This is a genomic window from Mariniflexile gromovii (genome assembly GCF_017814435.1).
Classification (GTDB): Bacteria; Bacteroidota; Bacteroidia; order Flavobacteriales; family Flavobacteriaceae; genus Mariniflexile; species Mariniflexile gromovii.
The window spans coordinates 66,692-88,948 of record NZ_JAGJCB010000007.1 but is presented as its reverse complement, the minus strand read 5'-3'; the positions used below and the strand labels follow the sequence as shown (position 1 = coordinate 88,948).

The 22,257-nt window shown below is 34.9% G+C and carries 18 protein-coding genes; all 18 read left to right on the top strand.

Annotated features, from left to right (window positions below):
* Positions 1–8 precede the first annotated feature (8 nt).
* Positions 9–2,705, top strand: coding sequence for a carbohydrate-binding protein (locus J8H85_RS09225; RefSeq protein ID WP_209654857.1), 2,697 nt, complete (start codon positions 9–11; stop codon positions 2,703–2,705).
* Positions 2,706–2,956: 251 nt separating this feature from the next.
* Entirely contained in the window at positions 2,957–4,552 is a 1,596-nt protein-coding gene (locus J8H85_RS09220) for a sialate O-acetylesterase (protein WP_209654856.1), read from the top strand.
* Positions 4,553–4,584: 32 nt separating this feature from the next.
* Complete coding sequence (locus J8H85_RS09215; protein WP_209654855.1) at positions 4,585–6,033, top strand: glycoside hydrolase family 30 protein; 1,449 nt, start codon at positions 4,585–4,587, stop codon at positions 6,031–6,033.
* Positions 6,034–6,048: 15 nt separating this feature from the next.
* Positions 6,049–7,461, top strand: a complete 1,413-nt coding sequence (locus tag J8H85_RS09210; protein ID WP_209654854.1) for a GH39 family glycosyl hydrolase — start codon at positions 6,049–6,051, stop codon at positions 7,459–7,461.
* Positions 7,462–7,487: 26 nt separating this feature from the next.
* Entirely contained in the window at positions 7,488–7,703 is a 216-nt protein-coding gene (locus J8H85_RS19050) for a hypothetical protein (RefSeq protein WP_209654853.1), read from the top strand.
* Positions 7,703–8,467, top strand: a complete 765-nt coding sequence (locus J8H85_RS09200; RefSeq protein WP_209654852.1) for a DUF6250 domain-containing protein — start codon at positions 7,703–7,705, stop codon at positions 8,465–8,467. Before J8H85_RS19050 ends, J8H85_RS09200 begins: the two co-directional genes overlap by 1 nt.
* A gap of 134 nt (positions 8,468–8,601) precedes the next feature.
* Positions 8,602–10,263: a UxaA family hydrolase gene (locus tag J8H85_RS09195; protein WP_209654850.1), complete on the top strand. Its 1,662-nt coding sequence runs from the start codon at positions 8,602–8,604 to the stop codon at positions 10,261–10,263.
* A 29-nt stretch (positions 10,264–10,292) separates the two neighbouring features.
* A complete protein-coding gene (locus J8H85_RS09190; protein ID WP_209654848.1) occupies positions 10,293–11,072 on the top strand; it encodes an SDR family NAD(P)-dependent oxidoreductase in 780 nt (259 codons plus the stop codon).
* Between the two features lie 110 nt (positions 11,073–11,182).
* Positions 11,183–12,040: a fumarylacetoacetate hydrolase family protein gene (locus J8H85_RS09185; protein ID WP_209654846.1), complete on the top strand. Its 858-nt coding sequence runs from the start codon at positions 11,183–11,185 to the stop codon at positions 12,038–12,040.
* 2 nt (positions 12,041–12,042) lie between these two features.
* Positions 12,043–12,873 carry an amidohydrolase family protein gene (locus J8H85_RS09180; RefSeq protein ID WP_209654844.1) on the top strand — a complete coding sequence of 277 codons (831 nt, stop codon included), beginning with the start codon at positions 12,043–12,045 and terminating at the stop codon, positions 12,871–12,873.
* Positions 12,874–12,885: 12 nt separating this feature from the next.
* Positions 12,886–13,668 (top strand): L-fucose dehydrogenase, encoded by a 783-nt coding sequence (locus J8H85_RS09175; RefSeq protein ID WP_209654842.1) that lies wholly within the window; start codon positions 12,886–12,888, stop codon positions 13,666–13,668.
* A gap of 37 nt (positions 13,669–13,705) precedes the next feature.
* Entirely contained in the window at positions 13,706–15,037 is a 1,332-nt protein-coding gene (gene fucP / locus J8H85_RS09170) for an L-fucose:H+ symporter permease (RefSeq protein ID WP_209654840.1), read from the top strand.
* A 26-nt stretch (positions 15,038–15,063) separates the two neighbouring features.
* Entirely contained in the window at positions 15,064–15,393 is a 330-nt protein-coding gene (locus tag J8H85_RS09165) for an L-rhamnose mutarotase (protein ID WP_209654839.1), read from the top strand.
* Positions 15,394–15,492: 99 nt separating this feature from the next.
* The gene (kduI, locus tag J8H85_RS09160; RefSeq protein ID WP_209654837.1) at positions 15,493–16,335 is read left to right on the top strand and encodes a 5-dehydro-4-deoxy-D-glucuronate isomerase; all 843 of its coding nucleotides are present in this window, start codon (positions 15,493–15,495) and stop codon (positions 16,333–16,335) included.
* A 5-nt stretch (positions 16,336–16,340) separates the two neighbouring features.
* Complete coding sequence (locus J8H85_RS09155; protein WP_209654835.1) at positions 16,341–17,135, top strand: gluconate 5-dehydrogenase; 795 nt, start codon at positions 16,341–16,343, stop codon at positions 17,133–17,135.
* Position 17,136: 1 nt separating this feature from the next.
* Positions 17,137–18,324, top strand: coding sequence for a DUF4861 domain-containing protein (locus tag J8H85_RS09150; RefSeq protein WP_209654833.1), 1,188 nt, complete (start codon positions 17,137–17,139; stop codon positions 18,322–18,324).
* Between the two features lie 17 nt (positions 18,325–18,341).
* On the top strand, positions 18,342–19,313 hold the full coding sequence (locus tag J8H85_RS09145) for a type I phosphomannose isomerase catalytic subunit (RefSeq protein WP_209654831.1): 972 nt from the start codon (positions 18,342–18,344) through the stop codon (positions 19,311–19,313).
* A 636-nt stretch (positions 19,314–19,949) separates the two neighbouring features.
* Positions 19,950–22,253, top strand: a complete 2,304-nt coding sequence (locus J8H85_RS09140) for a fasciclin domain-containing protein (RefSeq protein ID WP_209654829.1) — start codon at positions 19,950–19,952, stop codon at positions 22,251–22,253.
* The last annotated feature ends 4 nt before the right edge of the window (positions 22,254–22,257 follow it).

The following is a 22,257-nucleotide window of genomic DNA, read 5'->3' as shown; positions in this document are numbered from 1 at the left end:
AAAACCATATGAAAATTCAAAATAAAGCATGTCGTTTTATAAATAGCATTCTTTGTATTGTGTTATTTATGTCTAGTGTTGTAGTAACGGCACAGTCAATTACTGTAAATTCTACCAATTACAAACAAACCATCGATATGATGGGTGGCGATATAGAACGCAATTCCATTGCTGTTCAAAATGCTAAAAACAAAGCGGAAATTATCAATTGGGGTTTTGGCGATATCAATTTTAATTACTGTCGCGTGCAGTTCGATAAAAACCAAGAAATGGTTGAAGGTGTTAAAAATTGGAATTTTTACACAAAGCAGGTGGCTACCATGCAACAAATTAAAGCTATAAACCCAAATATTAAGTTTTTTGCCACCATGCGAACCGATTACGATGGTTTTGGAAACGATAACAACATGCCTGATTGGATTGTTAATTATACAACCAAAGATGTGGAAATTGATAAGTATGCTACCTTTTTAGCCGATTATTTGGAGTTTATGGAAAATCAAGGTGTGGCAATCCATACCATGTCCATTACCAAAGAATGGACCTCATTTGTAAATGCAAGACGGTCGGATAATATTACTACGTCTTTAAGGGCGCAATGTGCAACAAGAGGTATTACTATGCCTTTAATTTCTGAGCAAGGTTTTTGGAGTATTACCCAAGGCATTAATTTTATTGATGATGTGGCAGTACGCGGTTCTCAAAACCAATACGAATCTTTTTGCAGTCACGATTACCAAAATGAAGGCGCCACCAAATGGGCTACCATTATTTCAAAAGCCAACGCATTGGGTAAAAAACTTTACAACGACGAGTTTAGTACAGGTTCTGGAGCTGCCACTTATGGTGTTGAACCAGCCATGTCTAAACCCATAGGTGTTTATATTGATAAAGCTATTGCTTATGAAGCAGGTTTAAGTGGTGAAATATTTTTTGAAATTTGGTCGAGAGGTATTGATAAAGAAACACGCGCTATTTATTATCCAGCCAACGGTACAGGTAGACGTGTTAAAGGCTATTACATCATGAAACAATTTGCTAATAACATTTTGAATCATACTTATATGACATCTACGGTGAATGCAGCTTCCAATGTTTGGACTATCACCTTTAGAGAAAACAACAAAATGGTATTGTGGGTTATAAATAAAAGTAGCACCGAGTATACATTACCAATTAAAATGGATCAATCCACCATAACAAGTCAAGTGGCTACACATTTTTGGACGAATGATACGCCTATTGAAGGTTCTACAACAACTTATACAGCTTCTGGTAATACTTTCATACCGACTGTAAAAGGTGAAAGTATGAATTGCTATATTTTTAATGTCACTGAAGATGCCGTAGATACATGCAATTTGGCACCAACTTCATTAATTGAGGCAGAATGTTACAATACCATGTTGGGTGTTCAAACAGAACCAAGCACAGAAGGAACAGATAATGTAACTAGCATTGAAAATGGCGATTGGCTTAAATTTGAAGCTATCGATTTAGGTAGTGGCGCTACACAATTTAGTGCCCGAGTTTCTAGTAATACAACGGGTGGAAGTATAGAACTTAGAACCGATAGCCCAACAGGAACTTTAGTGGGAACTTTGGCCGTAACCAATACAGGAGGTTTGCAAAACTGGAAAACGGTTAGCGCAACTATCACAAAACTTACAGGCGTTAAAGATTTGTATTTCGTTTTTACTGGAGCTTCTGGGAGTCTTTTTAATGTGAATTGGTTTCAGCTGAAAGAAGCACCATCATCCGTAGCTTTGAATATTTCAACAGCAAACAGTTCGGTTGCATTAAATTGGACGTTGGAAAATGTAACATTAGGAACTCAAAATATTTATAGAAACGCCTATTTAAGTAAAGCGGGCAAAACATTAATTGCCGAAAATGTGAGCGGTACCAATTATACCGATGCCACCGTAAGCAATGGTGAAACGTATTATTATTGGGTAGAGGTTACAGATGCTTCGTCTAACGTCATCACATCTAATTTCATCAAAGCAACGCCATCCATTCCCAATCTAGCTTTGGCTTCACATGGTAGTGTTGCTACGCAATCATCAACCTATGCAGCAGCCCACGCATCCTTGGCTATTGATGGTAACACGGATGGAAATTACAATAACGGCTCTGTTTCGCATACAAATAATGGCGATGGTAATGCAAAATGGTGGCAGGTAGATTTGCAAGCCGATTATAATATTGAAAACATTACCATTTTTAATAGAACAGGTAGCAATTACAGTGAAAGGCTTATCGATTTTACGGTTGAGGTATTTGATTCTGAGGGAACCGTAACTTTTACTCAGTTTTTTTCAACCTATCCAAACCCTTCCATGTCAATAGAAACTGGTGGCGTAATAGGGAAAGTTGTAAAAATTTCAAAAGCAGATGGACGCGATATCACCTTAGCTGAAGTGGAGGTGTATGGTGTGGATGCCATACTTTCTAATAAAAAGTTTCAAAAAAATAATGTAGAAGTTTACCCAAACCCAACAAACGGTCTTGTAACTATAAAAAGCAAACAACTTAATAACGCAAGCGTTGGTGTTTACGACTTAAATGGTAGAGCTTTATTGAATAGAAATATTAATGAAACATCTTCGGAAATTAATATTTCAAACTTAGCTTCGGGTATCTATTTATTTAAAGTAAAAGTGGATGATGCTGAATTTACAAAACGTATTGTAAAGCAATAGATTTTTAGAATTAGTCACTCTTTTAAAACCCGTTTCAATGATATGTTGAAACGGGTTTTTTTATTTCATTCAAAATAGACTCTTAATTAGAAAGTTTCTTAAAAAAGGCAATTATAAAGTGAGTCATAGCCAAATGAACCATCGTTTATAGTATATGGATAATTAGTTATACACTTAGTCTTAATTTTTTGCAAAATTGCGTAGTCTATCAAATCATTTGTATTATTAATCAAATCTAAAATTTAATTCACATGAAATTAAAATTCAAAATATTACTTTTTATAGTGGCGGTATCGCCAATAGCATTGTATGCTAATGTAAAAGTGAATGCCATATTTTCTGACCACATGGTGGTACAACGCGATACAAAAATACCCGTTTGGGGTTGGGCAGATCCTAACGAAAAAGTAGTAGTAACAGGAAGCTGGGGTAAAAGCGCAAGCACCATTACCGGAGCAGATGGCACCTGGCGTGTAGATTTACAAACACCCAAAGCAGGTGGGCCTTTTATAATTACCATTTCAGGGAACAATAAAATTGAAATAAACGATGTGCTATCGGGTGAAGTTTGGTTGTGTACAGGGCAATCGAATATGGATTTTGACTTAGGTAAATTCCTGAACGATTCCAAAGAGCCCCAATACCAACCTTTGGTAGACTATATAAGAAATGAAGTTGCCAATGCTAACGACAATCAACTTAGGCATATAGAAGTGCTTCAAAACACCTCTTTATTTGAAAAGCAAACCGAATTTAAAGGGCAGTGGATAAGCGCTGTACCAAACGATGTTAAAAAAATTACAGCTACAGGCTATTTCTTTGCTAAAGAACTGCGCAAACAATTAAACGTGCCAATAGGTTTGGTGGAATGTTCTTGGGGAGGCACACGTGTAGAACCTTGGATTTCTGAAGTATCCTATTTAGCAGATGAAAACTTAAAAGCATATTTTGAAGCTAGCAGAAAGGAAATCAATGAAACCATAAAAATAATGGATGCTGAAGATTATGTAGATGCCGATTACGAGCGTGCTTTAGCCACTTGGAAAGAAAAAGGGGAAAAAGGCAACAAACCAAAACCAGCTACACATCCAAAAGATAATATGCAACTTCCAGCAACGTTGTACAACGGCATGCTTAACGCCATAATTCCTTATGCTATAAAAGGCGCTATTTGGTATCAAGGCGAAAGCAATGCGGTTTATATGCCCAATGAATACGAAGACCATTTTACTGCCATGATAAAGGGTTGGAGATCCGATTGGAACCAAGGCGATTTCCCGTTTTACTGGGTGCAATTGGCAGGTTGCAGAAGAGCCAATGATGAAGCCGATAAAGGTTGGGCAACGGTAAATGATAAATTACGTAAATCCTTAAAATTACCAAATACAGGGATGGCTGTTTTGTACGATATAGGTGAAGCAAGCGATATACACCCGCACAACAAAATGGATGCAGGAAAACGTTTGGCACTTTGGGCTTTGGCAAAAGATTACAATAAAAAAGTAGCTGCGGTAAGCGGTCCTTTATACAAATCACATGAAGTGAAAGGAAACAAAGTACAGATTCAGTTTACCGAAGTGGGTTCTGGTTTAATGGTTGCTAATAAACATCTTTTAGATGCTGCGGTTAAGGTGAACGAACCTTTAAAATGGTTTGAAATTGTTGGTGCAGATGGCGAATGGAAACCGGCCGAAGCTAAAATAATTTCAAAAAACAACATTGAAGTTTGGAACACATCGGTAGCAAATCCCGTTAATGTGCGCTATGCATGGTCGGGGATTCCGGAAGGTGCCAATTTGTATAACAAGGAAGGATTACCGGCAGCGGTTTTTTCAACTGAAAATTAATTGATTTTTAGAATAAATATTATCATAAAGAAATGAAAAACAATTATAGACGAACCTTAACACGTACAGCTTTGTTATTTTGTCTTGGTTTTTTTAGTACGCAACTTTTTGCGCAAAAAGTAGAGTTAATTTATACCACCGAATCGAAACGCTGGGAAAAGCCAAAAAAGTTTCTAAAAAAAGATAGTGGCAGTTCAAACATAGATATTACGGTTTATACCGATAGTTTATTACAAAAAATTGATGGTGTTGGAGGTGCTTTTAACGAGTTAGGTTGGGATGCCATCCAATCATTGGACGCTAAAGGTTCAAAAGAAGTTATAGATGCTTTGTTTTCAAAAGAAGGTTGTAATTTTTCTATGTGCCGAATTCCGTTAGGAGCTTCAGATTATGCCTTAAGTTATTATTCAAGTAACGATGTTCCGGAAGATTTCGAAATGCGCGATTTTAATATCGACAGAGATCGTTATATCTTAATTCCGTATTTAAAAGCAGCCTTACAAGCACGTCCAGATTTACAAATTTGGGCATCACCTTGGTCGCCACCAGCATGGATGAAAGTAAACGAGCATTATGCCATGCGAAGTGGCAATTTTGAAAACGCCATAGAAGGTAATAAAATGCATGTTGGTGCAGAAATAAACAACAACGCCACTGCTTTTAAAATGCAAGAACGCTATTTAAAAGCCTATGCCTTGTACTTTTCAAAATTTGTACAGTCGTATGCCAAAGCGGGTGTGCCTTTGTTCGCTATCATGCCTCAAAACGAGATAGCTTTTCAACCAAACTGGCCTAGTTGTACATGGAGACCAGAAGATATGGCGTATTTTATCAATGGGTTTTTGGGGCCTCAATTTGAAACAGATAAATTAAATACAGAAATTTGGTTGGGTACGGTAAATTCAAGCGATCCTAATTATGTAAAAACAATTTTAAAATATAAATCGGCAGCTAAATATATTTCTGGAGTAGGGTTCCAATGGGGTGGTGCCAAATCAATTCCAACGGTACATAAAGAATTTCCAGATTTAAAATTGATGCAAACTGAAAACAAGTGTGGTGAACATGAAAACGATTGGACTTCGGTTGAAAGATCTTGGAGCGATTTGGTTCATTATTTCAACAATGGGGCTGGTTCGTACATGTACTGGAACATGGTGCTTGATGAAACAGGGAAAAGCGCTTGGGGATGGCCACAAAACTCCATGGTGGTTATTGATAAAAACACCAAAAACATAAAGTTTACCAATGAGTTTTATTTGTTTAAACACGTATCGCATTTTGTGCAACCAGGCGATCATTTTTTAAAATCTTCTGAAGGAAAAAACCATATAGCATTTCAGTTAAAAGACGGTCGTGTGATTGTATTGGTGAATAACCCAGAAAAAGAACTAAAAATAATCAACTTAAAAGTAGGGAGCCAGAAGGTGGCTGTAGAAGTGCAACCAACCTCTATTAATACAGTAATTTTCAATAAATAATTCAAAATAAAAAACATGATAAAACATAAACTTTACGGCATAAAAACAGGAATCCTTTGTTTAAGTTTAGCTGTATTGAGTAGCGTAAATGTATTGGCTCAAAAAGTAGTGACTATTGATGCGAATAGCAAAGGTGAAAAATTTGACCACTATTGGAGCAAAATGGTTGGTGCTGGTCGTGCCAATGAAGGGTTGCGTGCTGGTTGGTTAGAGCAATTACAACAGGTTCAAGAAAATTGTGGATTTCAATACGTGCGTTTCCACGGACTTTTTCATGATGATATGTTCCCAATTGTGGAAGAAAGAGGAAAGCTTGTTTACAACTGGCAATATATAGACGATTTGTTTGATAGAATGCTGGATTTAAACGTAAAACCTTTTGTGGAATTGGCATTCTTTCCATCGAGTATGGCGGCAGAAAATTCTAAAACTGTTTTTTGGTGGAAAGCCAATATTACACCAGCGGAAGATTCTTTTGAAAAATTCCACGATTTGGTAAAAGCATTCACCCAGCATTGTGTAGATCGTTACGGGATTGATGAGGTGTTAACTTGGTATTTTGAGGTTTGGAATGAGCCAAATCTGTATCCATTCTTTTGGGATGGTACCAAATCTCAGTATTTTGAGTTGTACAAACAATCAGCGATGGCCGTTAAATCTGTTGATAAGCGTTTAAAAGTCGGCGGACCATCAACCAGTAATTTTGTACCCGATACGCGTTTTGATGGTGAAAAAACAAACGATGAAGCTTCTGAAGCTGTGTTCAACACAAAAGACATCAATAGTTTAAAATGGCATGGCGTATGGATCGAGGATTTTCTAAAATACTGTAAAAAAGAAAATTTACCGGTAGATTTTGTGAGTACACACCCATATCCAACCGATTATGCCTTTAACCCAGAAACCGGAAAAGGAAAAGGTTTAACGCGTTACGTGCATTCCGTTAAGGATGATTTGCAGTGGTTAAAAAACACCATTGCTAAAAGCGATTTCCCGAATGTGGAATTGCACCTTACCGAGTGGCACACCAGCCCAAGCAGTCGCGATCACATGCACGATCGTTTACCGGCAGCAACCTATATTGTAAAATCCAATTTAGAGTGTATTGGGTTAACAAACTCATTGGCATTATGGACATTTACCGATATTTTTGAAGAAAAAGGTGGTGCTTCCAGTATTTTTCATGGTGGTTTTGGAATGATTAATTTTCAAGGCTTGGTAAAACCATCCTATCACGCGTACCGTATGTTGCATCAGTTGGGTGAGGAAAAGTTATATAAAGATGATTATCTTTTCGTTAGTAAAAATTCTAAAAATAATAACATTGTTGCTTTAGCTTATAACTATCCTAAAGAATACGAAATGCGGTACCTTCTGGTTCGGATAAACGTGAAACAGGAACGTCTAAAAAACTTAATTTCACTTTAACAGGATTAAAAGCAGAAAGTAATTTTATGGTTGAAATTTTAGATAAAGACCACGGTAATATTCATAATTTCTGGGAAGCCATGGGGAAACCAGAACCCCCAACACGTGAAGAAATAAAAGTAATGAAAACTTTCGCAAACACCATGGATACAAAGTATCTAAAAGCAGATAAAAATGGTGTGCTAACCATAAATCAAGAACTTACTCCATGGAGTGTGGTGTTAATTAAACAAATAAAATAATGAATTATTTAAAATTTAAAAAGTATCCGTTTAAAATTAAGGGAGCCGCTATAGTTGCAGTGGCTCTTTTGTTGCTTTGTTTAAGTGCTTGTTCTAGTAAAGAAAGCACGGTAAATATTAAAGGTGAAACATTAAAAACCGAGTTGATTTTTCAGGAAAATTTTGATAATGGTTTAGAGAACTGGATCGTGGAGCAAATGCCAAAAGGAACTGTAGAAGTAAAAAATAGTAAATTGGAAATTGATGACGTTGCCGGTTGTACCGTTTGGTTAAATAAAAAGTTTGAAGGGCCCATTATGATTGAATACGATGTATTTATGATTAAAAACGGAGGGCCAAATGATCGTGTTTCCGATTTAAACTGTTTTTGGATGGCCACTGACCCTGAAAACCCAAACAATCTGTTTGCAAATTCTGAAAAACGTGGCGGAAAATTTTCAAACTACGATTCGTTGAAACTTTATTATATGGGTGTTGGCGGAAATGATAATGGTACAACGCGTTTTAGAAGGTATGTTGGTAACGGTGAAAGACCATTGCTTCCGCAGCACGATTTAACTGATTCTCAATATATGTTAGAACCTAATAAAACCTATCATATCAAAATTATTGCAAATAACGGGACTATTCATTACTTTAGAGACAATCAATTGTTGGCAGAACTCGAAGATGCAAACCCCTACACATCTGGTTATTTTGGGTTTAGAACTGTAAAAAACCACATGACAGCAGATAATTTCAAGGTATATAAATTAAAAAAGTAGTGATATAACGAACACTTTTTTAAGTGATTAGTTCTATTTGGGCAAAAATAGTATTAGTAATGGCATGAGTTTTAGAAGACATTCATAGATATCTATATTATTTTTGTGTAATCAATTTATAATTTTTTTTTAAAATGAAAGATCAACAGAAGGTATTGAAAATACATGCAAAAGATAATGTGCTTGTAGCTTTAACCGATTTGGAAAAAGGAGCTACCATTTCTTTTGAAAACAAAGAGTATACACTTCAAAGCAACATAGCTGCGAAGCATAAGTTTGTAACCGAGGATTTGGCTCCAGGCGATTCGGTTTACATGTATGGTGTATTGGTTGGTAAAGCAAAAAAAGCTATTGCCAAAGGCGATCTTATAAGCACAACCAACTTAGTACATGATACCGAGGAATATGCTGTTAACGATTCAAAAGAAAAAGAAGTTTGGCAAGCACCAGATGTATCGAACTTTATAAACAAAACATTTAAAGGCTATCACCGTGCAGACGGTAAAGTGGGTACAGAGAATAACTGGTTAATTATTCCATTGGTTTTCTGCCAAAATAGAAATGTAGAAGTTTTGAAACAGGCTTTGGTTGAAAAATTAGGCTATGGAAAAAAACAACATTTAGGTTTAGATGTAGATGCGTTAATTAACGATTACAAATCTGGAGCATCAACAGATGCCATTTTAGAAAAAAATATTTTAGTAGAAGGTGAAGATCAGTCTAAAAACCCACTATTCCCAAATGTAGATGGTATCAAGTTTTTAACCCACGATGGCGGTTGTGGTGGTGCTACTTCAGATGCTGTTACTTTATGTAATTTATTGGCAGGTTATATTAACAACCCCAATGTAGCAGGCGCCACCGTATTAAGTTTAGGTTGCCAACATGCTCAAGCCAGTATTTTGCAAGATGCATTGAATAGAATGGCTGCCGACAATAAAAAACCGGTGTATGTTTTAGAGCAACAACAAGCGGTCTCAGAAAAAGAATTGTTAGCCGAAGCGGTTAAGAAAACTTTTGTAGGTTTAATTGAAGCCAATAAAATAGAACGTAAACCGGCACCTTTATCAAAATTGGTTATTGGATTGGAATGTGGTGGTTCTGATGGGTTTTCAGGTATTTCAGCAAATCCAACTTTAGGCTATGTATCCGATTTAATTGTTGGTTTAGGTGGTGCTACAGTATTGTCGGAATTTCCAGAACTTAACGGTGTGGAACAGGAACTTATTAATAGATGTACAAGTCCTGAAAAAGCAACGAAATTTTCACATATAATGTCTACGTATAATTCAAAAGCGGAAGCTTTAGGAGCAGCGTTTTCAATGAATCCGTCACCAGGAAATATAAAGGACGGTTTAATTACCGATGCCATAAAATCGGCCGGAGCAGCTAAAAAAGGTGGAACTTCACCCGTAGAAGATGTACTGGATTATACCGAGCAGGTTACAAAAAGCGGCTTAAACTTATTATGTACACCGGGTAACGATGTGGAATCTACAACAGGTTTGGCAGGTTCTGGATGTAACATCATTTTGTTTACAACAGGTTTAGGTACACCAACCGGAAACCCTATTACGCCTGTTATAAAAGTATCTTCAAACTCTAAATTGTTTAATAAAATGCCTGATATTATAGACTTTAACACGGGTACTATTATAGAAGGTTCATCAACCATTGAAAAAGCGGGTGAAGATTTATTAGACTATGTTATTGAAGTAGCTAGTGGAAAACAAACGAAAGCAAGACAATTAAGACAAGACGATTTTATTCCTTGGAAACGAGGCATGTCTTTATAAAATAATTTCATAAAAATAATTGATTAAACATGACAAAATTCAGTTTAAAAAATAAAGTAGCACTTGTTACAGGTGGTGGAAGTGGTATTGGTAAAGCTATATCTTTAACGTTTGCAAAGCAAGGTGCCAAAGTACATATCTTAGATTTTAATATGGAAGGTGCTGAAGAAACCGTTGCAGAAATTAAGGCACTTGGTGAAGCTGCTGAAGCCCACAAATGCGACGTTTCAAACCAAACGAATGTAAGTGATATTGTAGAATCCATCACTAAAAATGATTCCATAGATATTTTAATCAATAATGCAGGGATTGCCCATATTGGTAATATTGAAGCAGTAGAAGAAGCCGATTTGGATCGATTGTATAACGTAAATATAAAAGGGGTTTACAACTGTATTAAAGCAAGTTTGCCAGCACTAAAAGCAAGTAAAGGTGTTATTTTAAATTTGGCATCCATAGCCTCTTCTGTTGGCATAAATAACCGTTTTGCGTATTCTATGACAAAAGGAGCGGTTCTAACTATTACATATTCCATAGCAAAAGATTATATTGCAGACGGAATTCGTTGCAACTGCATTTCTCCGGGGCGTGTTCATACACCTTTTGTTGATGGGTTTATTAGTAAAAATTATCCAGGACAAGAAGCAGAAATGTTTGATAAACTATCAAAAACACAACCAATTGGCCGTATGGGAAAACCACAGGAAATGGCAGATTTGGCTTTGTTTTTATGTTCAGATGAAGCAGGCTTTATCACAGGGTCCAATTATGCAATTGATGGCGGATTTGTAACATTAAACGGAAACTAAAAAATAATAAATAAAAACACATGAAACGAGCATGTTAAAAGCATTATCACACAATGGTATGATTAATAGCAAACAGCATGTGACCATTAAAAAATAATAAATATATACACATGAAACTAATACGATTTGGCGCTGTAGGAAACGAGAAACCAGGGGTGCAGTTAGAAAATGGAACTAAAATAGATGTATCAGCATTTGGATTGGATTATAATGAAACCTTCTTCGGAAATAATGGTATCGAAAAACTAGCGAATTGGTTAAAAGAAAATCAAGAAAGCTGTCCAGTAATTCCAGAAAGCACACGTTTAGGAGTGCCTTTAACGCGTCCTTCAAAAATTGTATGTGTTGGGTTAAATTATGCACAACATGCAGCAGAAGCAGGTATGGAAGTTCCAAAAGAGCCTGTGTTATTTTTTAAATCTACAACAGCTTTAGTGGGTCCTTATGATGATGTAATAATACCAAAAGGAAGTACAAAATCTGATTGGGAAGTAGAATTAGCCATTGTAATTGGAAAAAAAGCATCGTATGTTGAAGAGGCAGATGCCAATGACCATATAGCTGGTTACGTATTGCATAATGATGTTAGTGAGCGTGCTTTTCAAATTGAACGTTCAGGGCAATGGTGTAAAGGTAAAGGTTGTGATACGTTCGCACCTGTAGGTCCTTTTATTGCAACTAAAGACGAAATTAAAGATCCTAATAATTTAAATTTATGGTTAAAGTTAAATGGGAAAATGATGCAAAATAGCAGCACCTCCGATTTTATCTTTAACGTACAACACGTTGTGAGTCACATCAGTCAATTCATGACCCTTTTACCTGGTGATATCATTTCAACAGGAACACCTTTTGGCGTAGGTTTAGGTTTAAAACCACCAGTATATTTAAAAGAAGGTGATGTGATGGAATTAGGAATTGAAGGTTTAGGAACTTCTAAGCAAGTTTGTAAAAACTACAAAGCTTAATTATGGTTATAGATGCGCATCAGCATTTTTGGAATTATGATCCAGTTAGAGATAGCTGGATCAATGATTCTATGACTATTATAAGAAGAGATTTTTTACCCTCAGATTTAAAGCCTATTTTAGAAACAAATGGGGTAGATGGTTGTATTGCTGTACAAGCAGATCAATCTGAAGCAGAAACTGAGTTTTTATTGCAATGTGCTGAAGAAAATCCGTTTATCAAGGCCGTTGTAGGATGGGTAGATTTACTTTCAAATTCCGTTGAAACCCAACTAGAACATTTTTCAAAAAATAAACTGTTTAAAGGTGTTCGCCATATTGTTCAGGCCGAAAGTGAAACCTTTGTTTTAAGACCCGATTTTCAAAATGGTATTGGTAAATTAGAACAGTTTGGACTGGTTTACGATATCTTGGTGTTTCCACATCATCTAGAAAATGTCATTAAGTTGGTACAAAAATTTCCGAAGCAGCAATTTGTATTAGATCATATAGCCAAACCAAGAATGTCTGAAGCTTTAGATGCTGTTTGGTTGGATAATATTAAAACCTTAGCAACCCATCAAAATGTAGCTTGTAAAATTTCAGGTTTAGTAACCGAAGTCGAAAATTTTCAAGGTAATGAAGCGGTATTCAAACCATTTATTGATGCAGTTGTTGAAGCGTTTGGTGTAGACAGATTACTTTATGGTTCCGATTGGCCAGTATGTTTATTGGCTGCCGAATATCAAAAAGTACTAGAAATAGTTCAAAATTATTTTGTTGATTTTTCTAAAGAAGACCGTGCAAAGGTGATGGGAGAAAATGCAATAAGAATCTATAACATTAAAAGATAATAAGTATACAAAATGGATTTACAATTAGAAAATAAAGTAATTATAGTAACAGGTGGCTCTAAAGGTATTGGTTTAGGTATCGTAGAATCTTTATTAAGGGAAAATGCCATTCCTGTAATTGTTACAAGAAACAAAGAAAGTGTTATAGAGGTTTTAGAGACATTTAATGAGCAAGGTCACGATGTGTTTTATGCACTAGCAGAGTTAACTGATGCCGAACAGTGTAAAAGAGCAGTAGATGAAGTTGTTGCCAAATACGGCCGTATTGATGGTCTTGTAAACAATGCAGGGGTGAATGATGGTGTTGGTTTAGAAGATGGTAATTTAGAAGGTTTCATGTCTTCATTAAAACGAAATTTGGTTCATTATTATTTAATGGCGCATTATGCATTACCAGAATTGAAGAAAAGCAAAGGTGCCATAGTGAATATTGGTTCAAAAACGGCCGATACGGGGCAAGGAGGTACTTCGGGGTACGCAGCTTCAAATGGAGGTCGTAATGCCTTAACCAGAGAGTGGGCTGTAGAGCTTCTGCCATACAGCATCAGGGTAAATGCCTTAATTGTAGCCGAGTGTTATACCCCTTTATATGAAAAATGGATAAGCACATTTCCTGATAAAGAAGAAAAACTAGCGGCTATAACAAAACACATTCCTTTTGAAAAAAGAATGACTACTGCTGAAGAGATAGGCGACACCGTAGCCTTTTTACTATCAAGCAAATCTAGCCATACCACAGGGCAGTTACTTTATGTAGATGGTGGTTATACCCATTTAGATAGATCAATCGAATAAATAAATTAAACCCAACTTAAACTAATTAAAAAAATATATGGAAAACATTCATAAATCTCCAGTTGTTTCAAAAAAGGTATTAGTACCATTCATTCTAGTAACATCATTATTCGCTTTATGGGGATTTGCAAATGCAGTAACCGATCCCATGGTTCAGGCTTTCAAAAAAGTTTTAGAACTTAGTAACTCACAAGCAGCATGGGTTCAAATGGCATTTTATGGAGGGTATTTCTGTATGGCTCTACCAGCAGCATTATTTGTGCGTAAATATTCTTATAAAACAGGCGTATTAATAGGTTTGGCACTTTATGCTATAGGCGCCTTATTGTTTTACCCAGCGGCTATAACAGAACAATTTTGGTTTTTCTGTTTAGGCTTATATATTTTAACATTCGGATTGGCTTTTTTAGAAACTACCGCCAACCCTTATATTTTAGCAATGGGAGCTAAAGATACCGCAACCCAACGTTTAAATTTAGCGCAAGCATTTAACCCTGTTGGTTTGCTTTTAGGGTTGTTAGTGGCGCAACAATTTGTTTTGAAAAATTTGCAGTCAGATGATTATGCGAATTTTAGTGAATTGGCTGAAGCAAAAAAAATAATGATAAAAACGGCCGATTTAATGGTGATAAGAAATCCATATGTTGTGCTAGGTTTAGTTATTATTGGTGTTTTTATTTTAATAGCCATAAATAAAATGCCTCAAGCAAAAGATGAAGGTGGAGTACCTAGCATCAAAGCAACATTTTCTTCATTAATAAAAAACAATAAGTATACTTTAGGGGTTTTGGCGCAAGTGTTTTATGTTGGTGCACAAATTATGTGTTGGACCTATATTTACCAATATGCTGAAGGTATGGGCATTGATAGTGAAACGGCCGCGAATTATCAATTTGTAGCTTTTATTTTATTTCTTGTGGGGCGTGCTATTGGAACGTATTTGTTGCGCTTTTTTAGTTCTGGTAAACTACTAATGTATTTCGCGCTTTTAGCCATGTTTTGCACCATAGGAACAATTTGGATAAATGGCGTGGTGGGCTTATACTGTTTGGTAGGGGTTTCATTCTGTATGTCTTTAATGTTCCCTACTATTTACGGTATAGCCTTGGACGGACTTAATGAAGAAGAATCAAAAATTGGTGCAGCAGGCTTGGTTATGGCTATTGTTGGTGGTGCTTTAATGCCACAGTGGCAAGGTTCCATCATAGATTTAGGAGGTTCAGGTGTTAATGAAATAAAAATCGCAGGCGTTTCAGAAGTTAATTTCTCATTTATTTTACCACTTATCTGTTTTATATATATTGCGTGGTATGGTTTAAGGGTTTTTAAAAGACATGAAACCTCAGATGACGTAATATCTAACAACTAAAACAAAACAATTTAAAACAACAATTAATGAAACGTTATTGCTTTGCACTCGATCTTAAAAACGATCAAAACTTAATAGATGAATATGTAAGTTACCATAAAAATGTTTGGCCAGAAATATTGAAAAGTATCAAAGATTCTGGAATTATTGATGCTGAAATCTATTTAGTTCAAGATCGCTTATTTATGATAGTTGAAGCAGATGATTCCTTTTCTTTAGAAAAAAAAGGTGAAATGGATTCTAAAAATGAAACCGTTCAAAAATGGGAAACCCTTATGTGGAATTATCAAAAGGCATTGCCGAATTCCAAACCAGGTGAAAAATGGAAGCTAATGGATTGTATTTTTAAATTATAAAAACGAATTTAATAAAGAAATTATTCTCAATTTTGGGAATCAAAACCAAATCAAATTATTAAACAGAATTAATAATAACAAAAATAAAAACAACACAACATGAGTACAATTTATGAAAGCCGTTATGCATCAAGTCCGCAAGCGGTGAAAAAGTACGACACCAAAGAGTTACGCGATGAGTTTTTAATCGATAACTTAATGCAAAAAGATAAAATCATTTTAACATATACACATTACGATCGTTACATCGCAGGATCAGCCGTTCCTGTTGCTGGAACATTAACATTGGAGACAATTGATCCATTAAAGGCTCCTTACTTTTTAGAGCGTAGAGAATTAGGTATTATAAATGTAGGCGGAAATGGTACCGTTATTGTTGATGGTATTGTACATCCATTAGGTTTAAAGGATGCACTTTATGTAGGTATGGGCAATAAAGAAGTTGTTTTTGCTAGTCAAGACGCTAAAAATCCGGCTAAATTCTACTTTAACTCTGCACCGGCACACACCAATTATCCAACAAAAAAAGTGAGTAAAGCTGAAGCCAATAAATTAGAGCTGGGTTCTTTGGAAACAGCCAACCACCGTACGGTAAACCAAATGATTATTGGTGGTATTGTTACCACATGCCAATTGCAAATGGGTATGACGGAATTAAAAACAGGTAGTGTATGGAACACCATGCCGGCACACGTTCATGACCGTAGAATGGAAATTTATTATTACTTAGATATTCCTCAAGATCAAGCTGTTTGTCACTTTATGGGCGAACCGCAAGAAACACGTCATATCTGGATGCAAAACGATCAAGCTGTTATTTCTCCACCTTGGTCTATTCATTCAGGTTCAGGTACGTCAAATTATACCTTTATTTGGGGAATGGCAGGAGAAAATTTAGATTATGGCGATATGGATGTTGCTAAAATAACCGATTTAAGATAAAAGATATGAGTTTAAATTTATTTGATGTAAAAGGAAAAGTAGCCCTAGTAACAGGAAGCACACATGGGTTAGGTATGGCAATGGCCAGAGGTTTAGGATTGGCAGGAGCTACCATAGTTGTAAATGGTAATTCTTCTCAAGAAAAAATTGATGCGGCTATTATAGAATATGAAAAAGAGGGTATTAAAGCTGTAGGTTCTAAATTTAATGTGGTGGATGAAGCGGCTGTAATAGAAGCTATTGCTAAAATTGAAGCAGAAGTAGGTCCTATAGATATTTTAATCAACAACGCAGGTATCATCAAGCGTACGCCATTATTAGAAATGGAAGTGGCAGATTTTAAAGAAGTCATTGATGTCGATTTAGTAAGTCCTTTTATTGTTTCTAAACATGTAGTAAAAAACATGGTAAAAAGAAAACAGGGGAAAGTAATTAACATATGCTCTATGATGAGTGAATTGGGTAGAAATAGTGTAGGGGCATATGCTGCTGCTAAAGGAGGACTTAAAATGTTAACGCAAAACATGGCAACAGAATGGGCAAAACATAACATTCAAGTTAATGGTATAGGCCCAGGCTATTTTGCTACTTCGCAAACAGAACCTATTCGTGTTGATGGACATCCATTTAACGACTTTATAATCAACAGAACCCCAGCTGCGAAATGGGGAGATCCAAACGATTTGGCTGGTGCAGCTATTTTTTTAAGCTCTAAAGCTAGCGATTTTGTAAACGGACATGTAATATATGTAGACGGTGGAATTTTGGCAACTATAGGAAAACCTTCAAACGAAAATTAAGATGAAAAAAAGCGTAGTTTATGTATATGCTTTAGTATTTACAATATTAGTGAGTTGTGGTGCTAAGCAAAAAGGAAAAACAGTAATTACTTTAAAGAACAATTTGGATTTACCAAGAAATTTTGAAACGATTGAAATTTCAAAAGCAGATTTAAATTTATCTGAAGACCAAAATTTTGAAGATCTTCAGGTACAAGATGTTTCAAAAGATGTACTTGTTGTTTCTCAATTTGTAGATAAAGATGGTGATGGAGCAGCCGATGTGTTATTGTTTCAACCTAAATTAGATCCAAACTCTGAGAAGCAATATGAATTGGTTATGTTAGGAGAAGGGGCTAAACCTACAGCAACAATGCATTGTTACTCAAGATTTGTTCCTGAACGTACAGACGATTATGCTTGGGAAAATAACAAAGTAGCTTTTAGAACTTATGGACCAACAGCACAAAAAATGATTGAAGATTCTGTTCCAGGTGGTACATTGTCTTCTGGAATTGATGCATGGTTAAAAAAAGTAGACTACCCCATTATTAATAAATGGTATGCAGAAAATGATAAAGATCCAGGATTTTATCATATCGATCACGGTGAAGGTTTAGATAATTTTCATGTAGGTTCTAGTAGAGGTGTTGGCGGAACAGCAGTAAAAAAAGATTCTACGTATTACATTTCTAAAAATTTCACAGGTTGGAAAACCATTACAACAGGACCAATTAGAACAAGTTTCGTTTTGGAATATGCTGATTGGGATGCTGATGGACAAGTTATTACAGAAAAAAAATATATCTCGTTGGATTATGGAAGCAATCTTTCCAGATTTGAAATACATACTACGGGTGCAGATGTGTTATCTGTAGGATTAACGCTTCATGAAAATGATGGCGAAATAACAGAAAACCCTGATAAGGGTTGGATTTCTTATTGGGAACCTAATTATTTCAATTCAGAACTAGGAACAGCTGTTGTAGCTAAGGAAGGAACCATGTTGTCATCAGAATACTATGTAACACCTCAAAAGGATAGAAGTAATTTGTATGCGCAATTAAAAGTTGAAGATGGTAAAGTGGTTTATTACGCTGGTTTTGCGTGGAAAGAAGCCAATCAATACCCAACTAAAAGGTATTGGGAGAAATACCTTAGCGACTTTAGTCGTAAAATCAATAATCCCATTGAAGTTGTGTTTAATTAATAACAAAAAGCATAAGTATGACATTATATCCAATAAAATTCACGCCCCTTTATAAATATAGAATTTGGGGTGGGAATAAGTTGAAAACAGTTTTAAATAAAAATTATACTGAAGAGAATATAGGCGAATCTTGGGAGATTTCAGATGTAAAAGGTGATGAAACACTGGTAAGTGAAGGAGCGTTAGCAGGAAAATCGTTAAGAGATTTAATTAAAGACTTTAAAGAAGATGTTGTTGGGGCTCATGTTTACAAAAAATTTGGTGAGGAATTTCCATTACTAATTAAGTTTATTGATGCTAAAACACCTTTATCCATTCAAGTACATCCAAGTAACGAAATAGCTAAACAGCGTCACAATTCATTTGGTAAAAATGAAATGTGGTATGTTATGGAAGCTGAAAAAGATGCTGAATTAATTGTAGGTTTCAATCAAAAAGTTGATAAAGCATCCTATATAAAAGCATTGGATTCAGGTAAAATTTTGGAAGTATTAAATAATGATACCGTTTCTAAAGGCGATACGTATTACATTCCAACGGGTCGTATTCATGCCATTGGTGCAGGTGTTATGTTAGCTGAAATTCAGCAAACATCGGATATCACTTATAGAATTTACGATTACGATCGTGTTGATGCAACAACAGGTAAAACTAGAGAATTACATACTGATTTAGCTGTAGATGTTATAGATTATAGTTTTGATAGCAATTACAAAACTGATTATGTAGTAGCTGAAAATGAAACAAATACCTTAGTACATTCTCCTTACTTTAAAACCAATATATTAAATATAAAAGGCGAAATTAAAAAGGATTATTCAAATTTAGATTCGTTTGTTATATACATATGTGTAGAAGGTTCTTTAGATTTAGTTTATGAAGGCAAAACCTATAAAGTAGTAAAAGGTGAAACCTTGTTTTTGCCAGCTGCAATTAAGAATGTTGAATTAAAGTCTAGTAACGCCGATGTATTAGAGGTTTATTATTAATTCATACTTACAAGATACAATATAGAGTAGTATAAAAAGCTTTTAGAAGTTTTCTAAAATGAAGTAATTAAAAAGGCGGGTTTTTTAACCCGCCTTTTTTTTTACAAACGAATTTAGACGTATTTTTTCTTTAAACACCATTAAAAACCGCTAAGGGAATTTGTATAAGTTTAGCTTTTGCTTAATACCACGAAATATAAGTATATACCATTCATATGTACTTAATGGTTAAGGGGCTAAAAAATGTTTGTAAAATGAAGATAATTGCTTAAATTAAGATACCTCAAAACCTCCTTAATAGTTTGTATACATATATAAAACTTTTAAAATTTAATTGCTTTAATTAAAACAACTAGAAGAGTAAGAAATTACCTTAAAAGCACCTCAGCTAAGGTAAATACTAGGTTTTTTCCATAAAAAATACATAAAAAGGGCGATAATTTATTATTAAAGAACCATAATTTATTAATTAAAGACCTAGTTTTTTATTAATTGCGTTAACAAATATTAACATATCTAAGAACCATATGTTAAGATATTGCTAACTTAAATTAAACTAAATATTAACAGTAAATTAAAAACTAATTAAATGAAAATTTTTACTAATCTCAATTACATTAAAACATGGTAAAAAAAATGACGCATAGAATGGGTATAATTATGTTATTTATAATTATATCAACTTTTGGCTGCAAGCCTGATCCTCTCGAATTTGCTCGACCAAATGATTTGGCTGGTACTATTTATAGCCAGCTAGAATCCATGGGGAACTTTAATTATTATTTACAATGCATTGATAAAACTGAGTATAAAGATCCCTTAGTAAAAGGAGGGTCATGGACTATTTTTGCTCCAACAGATGAAGCTTTTGAAAAGTTTATGCAAGCAGAAGGTTATACATCTGTTGATGATATCCCTTCTAGTAGATTATTGCATATTGTGCAGTATTCAATAATAACTAGTGGATGGAATACAACAACGCTGACTTATTACCCAAGCCAATTTTATGCGGGTAGTGCTTTTAAACGTCGTACACAGTATCAAGATACTATTGCAACAATTAATACCGAAGATTATAACCTATATGAAACTGCTAATACACCGCCTCCAGGTGTATATAGGATTGATCAAAGTTACGGGAAAATTAAACCTACAACATATTTCCTTCAGTCTTATTTTGATACTAAAGCTGATTTTCAAACATCGGATTATGCCTTTATGTTTCCTGGTGAAACATTTACAGACAATGGTATGAAAGTATTTGAGGCAAACGTATCAGAAACTAATATTGTTGCTGAGAACGGAATGATTTATGCTTTAGACAAGGTGATTGAACCAAGAAATACTCAATACAAAAACCTTACTTCAGAAGAATATGGTGGTAAGTATACACGTTTTAAGCAATTGTTAGAGCGTTTTGCATATATGGATTTTAGGGGTAATTTGCCTAATGAAGCAACAGGAGAGATAGAACCACTTTACTATTTAAATTTTTTAACAGGTGTAACAAATAACTATTTACCCTTCAACCCTTATGATGAATCATATCCGCTTTTACTTAATTCTGTGGATAGAACTTTAGCTAATGCAACAGGGTTGGTGGTACCTACTAATGATGCTTTGGAGGCATACCTGCAAGGAGATAGTATTCTTGGGCAGTTTTATGATTCTTATGATGATATGCCATTGGATGTTCTTGGTAAATTTATTAGTACATTTTTCTTTACACACTTTTGGACACTTTGCCCTAGTAACCAAGGCGAAACTTTAAATGTTGGTTTGCAACTTGTTGATTATAATATAAATGATGTTGTAGACGTAAAAATGTGTACTAATGGTTTATTTGTTGGTATAGATAAAGTATATACTAATGCTAACTTTTCAACAATTTTAGGACCTTTATTATTAGACCCGGATTATACTATCATGTTAAAAGCGGTGAAAGATTTAGGGATTGATGTTGCTTTGCAAAGTAGAGGTTCTCAATTTTCAGTATTCGGAATTAAGAATGATCAATATGTAAATATTGCCGACCCCAACAGTGATTCAAGAAAAATAAGTATAGTTGCTTATACAGCAGATCTATCAGTAATACAAATAGAAGTGACAGGAGATCCTGTAGCAGCAAACAACCGTCGTTATCCATTAGATATAAATAGTCCTACTTCTGCAGACGTAGCTTATGTAACAAATACATTAAAAGATATTGTCCTTAACCAAATAGTAGAAAAAGCGGTAGATCTTAGTAGTAATAATTACTATGCTACAAAAAGTGGTGAGTTTATTTATGTATCTGAGGGCACTAAAGTGTCAGGCGGTGGTAATATAAACGATCCTGCACTAGTTACTTCTGTTAGAGATACAGATAACGGTAAGTTTTATGAAATGTCTCGGGCTATAGAAAGACCTTTGAAGTTTACTTATGGGGCTTTAGTAGATAATTCAGCAACATTTTCAAGATTTATTGAAGTCATGGAATCTACGGGAGGTTTTGTTGCAATACCTAATAATAATAATGATAAATTGGTAAGTTTCTTAAATTTGTCAAGAACATTTACATTATTAGCGCCAAATAATAATGCCGTTAACCAAGCCATTAGTGATGGTGTTATAGTAGAACCAAGTACAGTAAATTCTTTACCAGCCCTTGAACAGGCTATTGCTAAACAAGATCTTTTAAATTTTGCTAAAAAGCATTTTATACAACAAGCTATTCCAACAGATGGTATAACAGCAGGTTCATACGCATCTATGTACTTTGGAAAAGTTATTGATTTTGTACCAGTTTACGATGAATACTTATTCGAAAATAACCATGCAACATCAAATCTAACAATAAAAAAACCAGCAACTGGAGAGGTAATTACCGAAACAGGAGCCGTGACAAACTTACTGTCCAGAAGAGTAGTGATTCACGAAATTGAAAATTATTTAAACTAGAAAA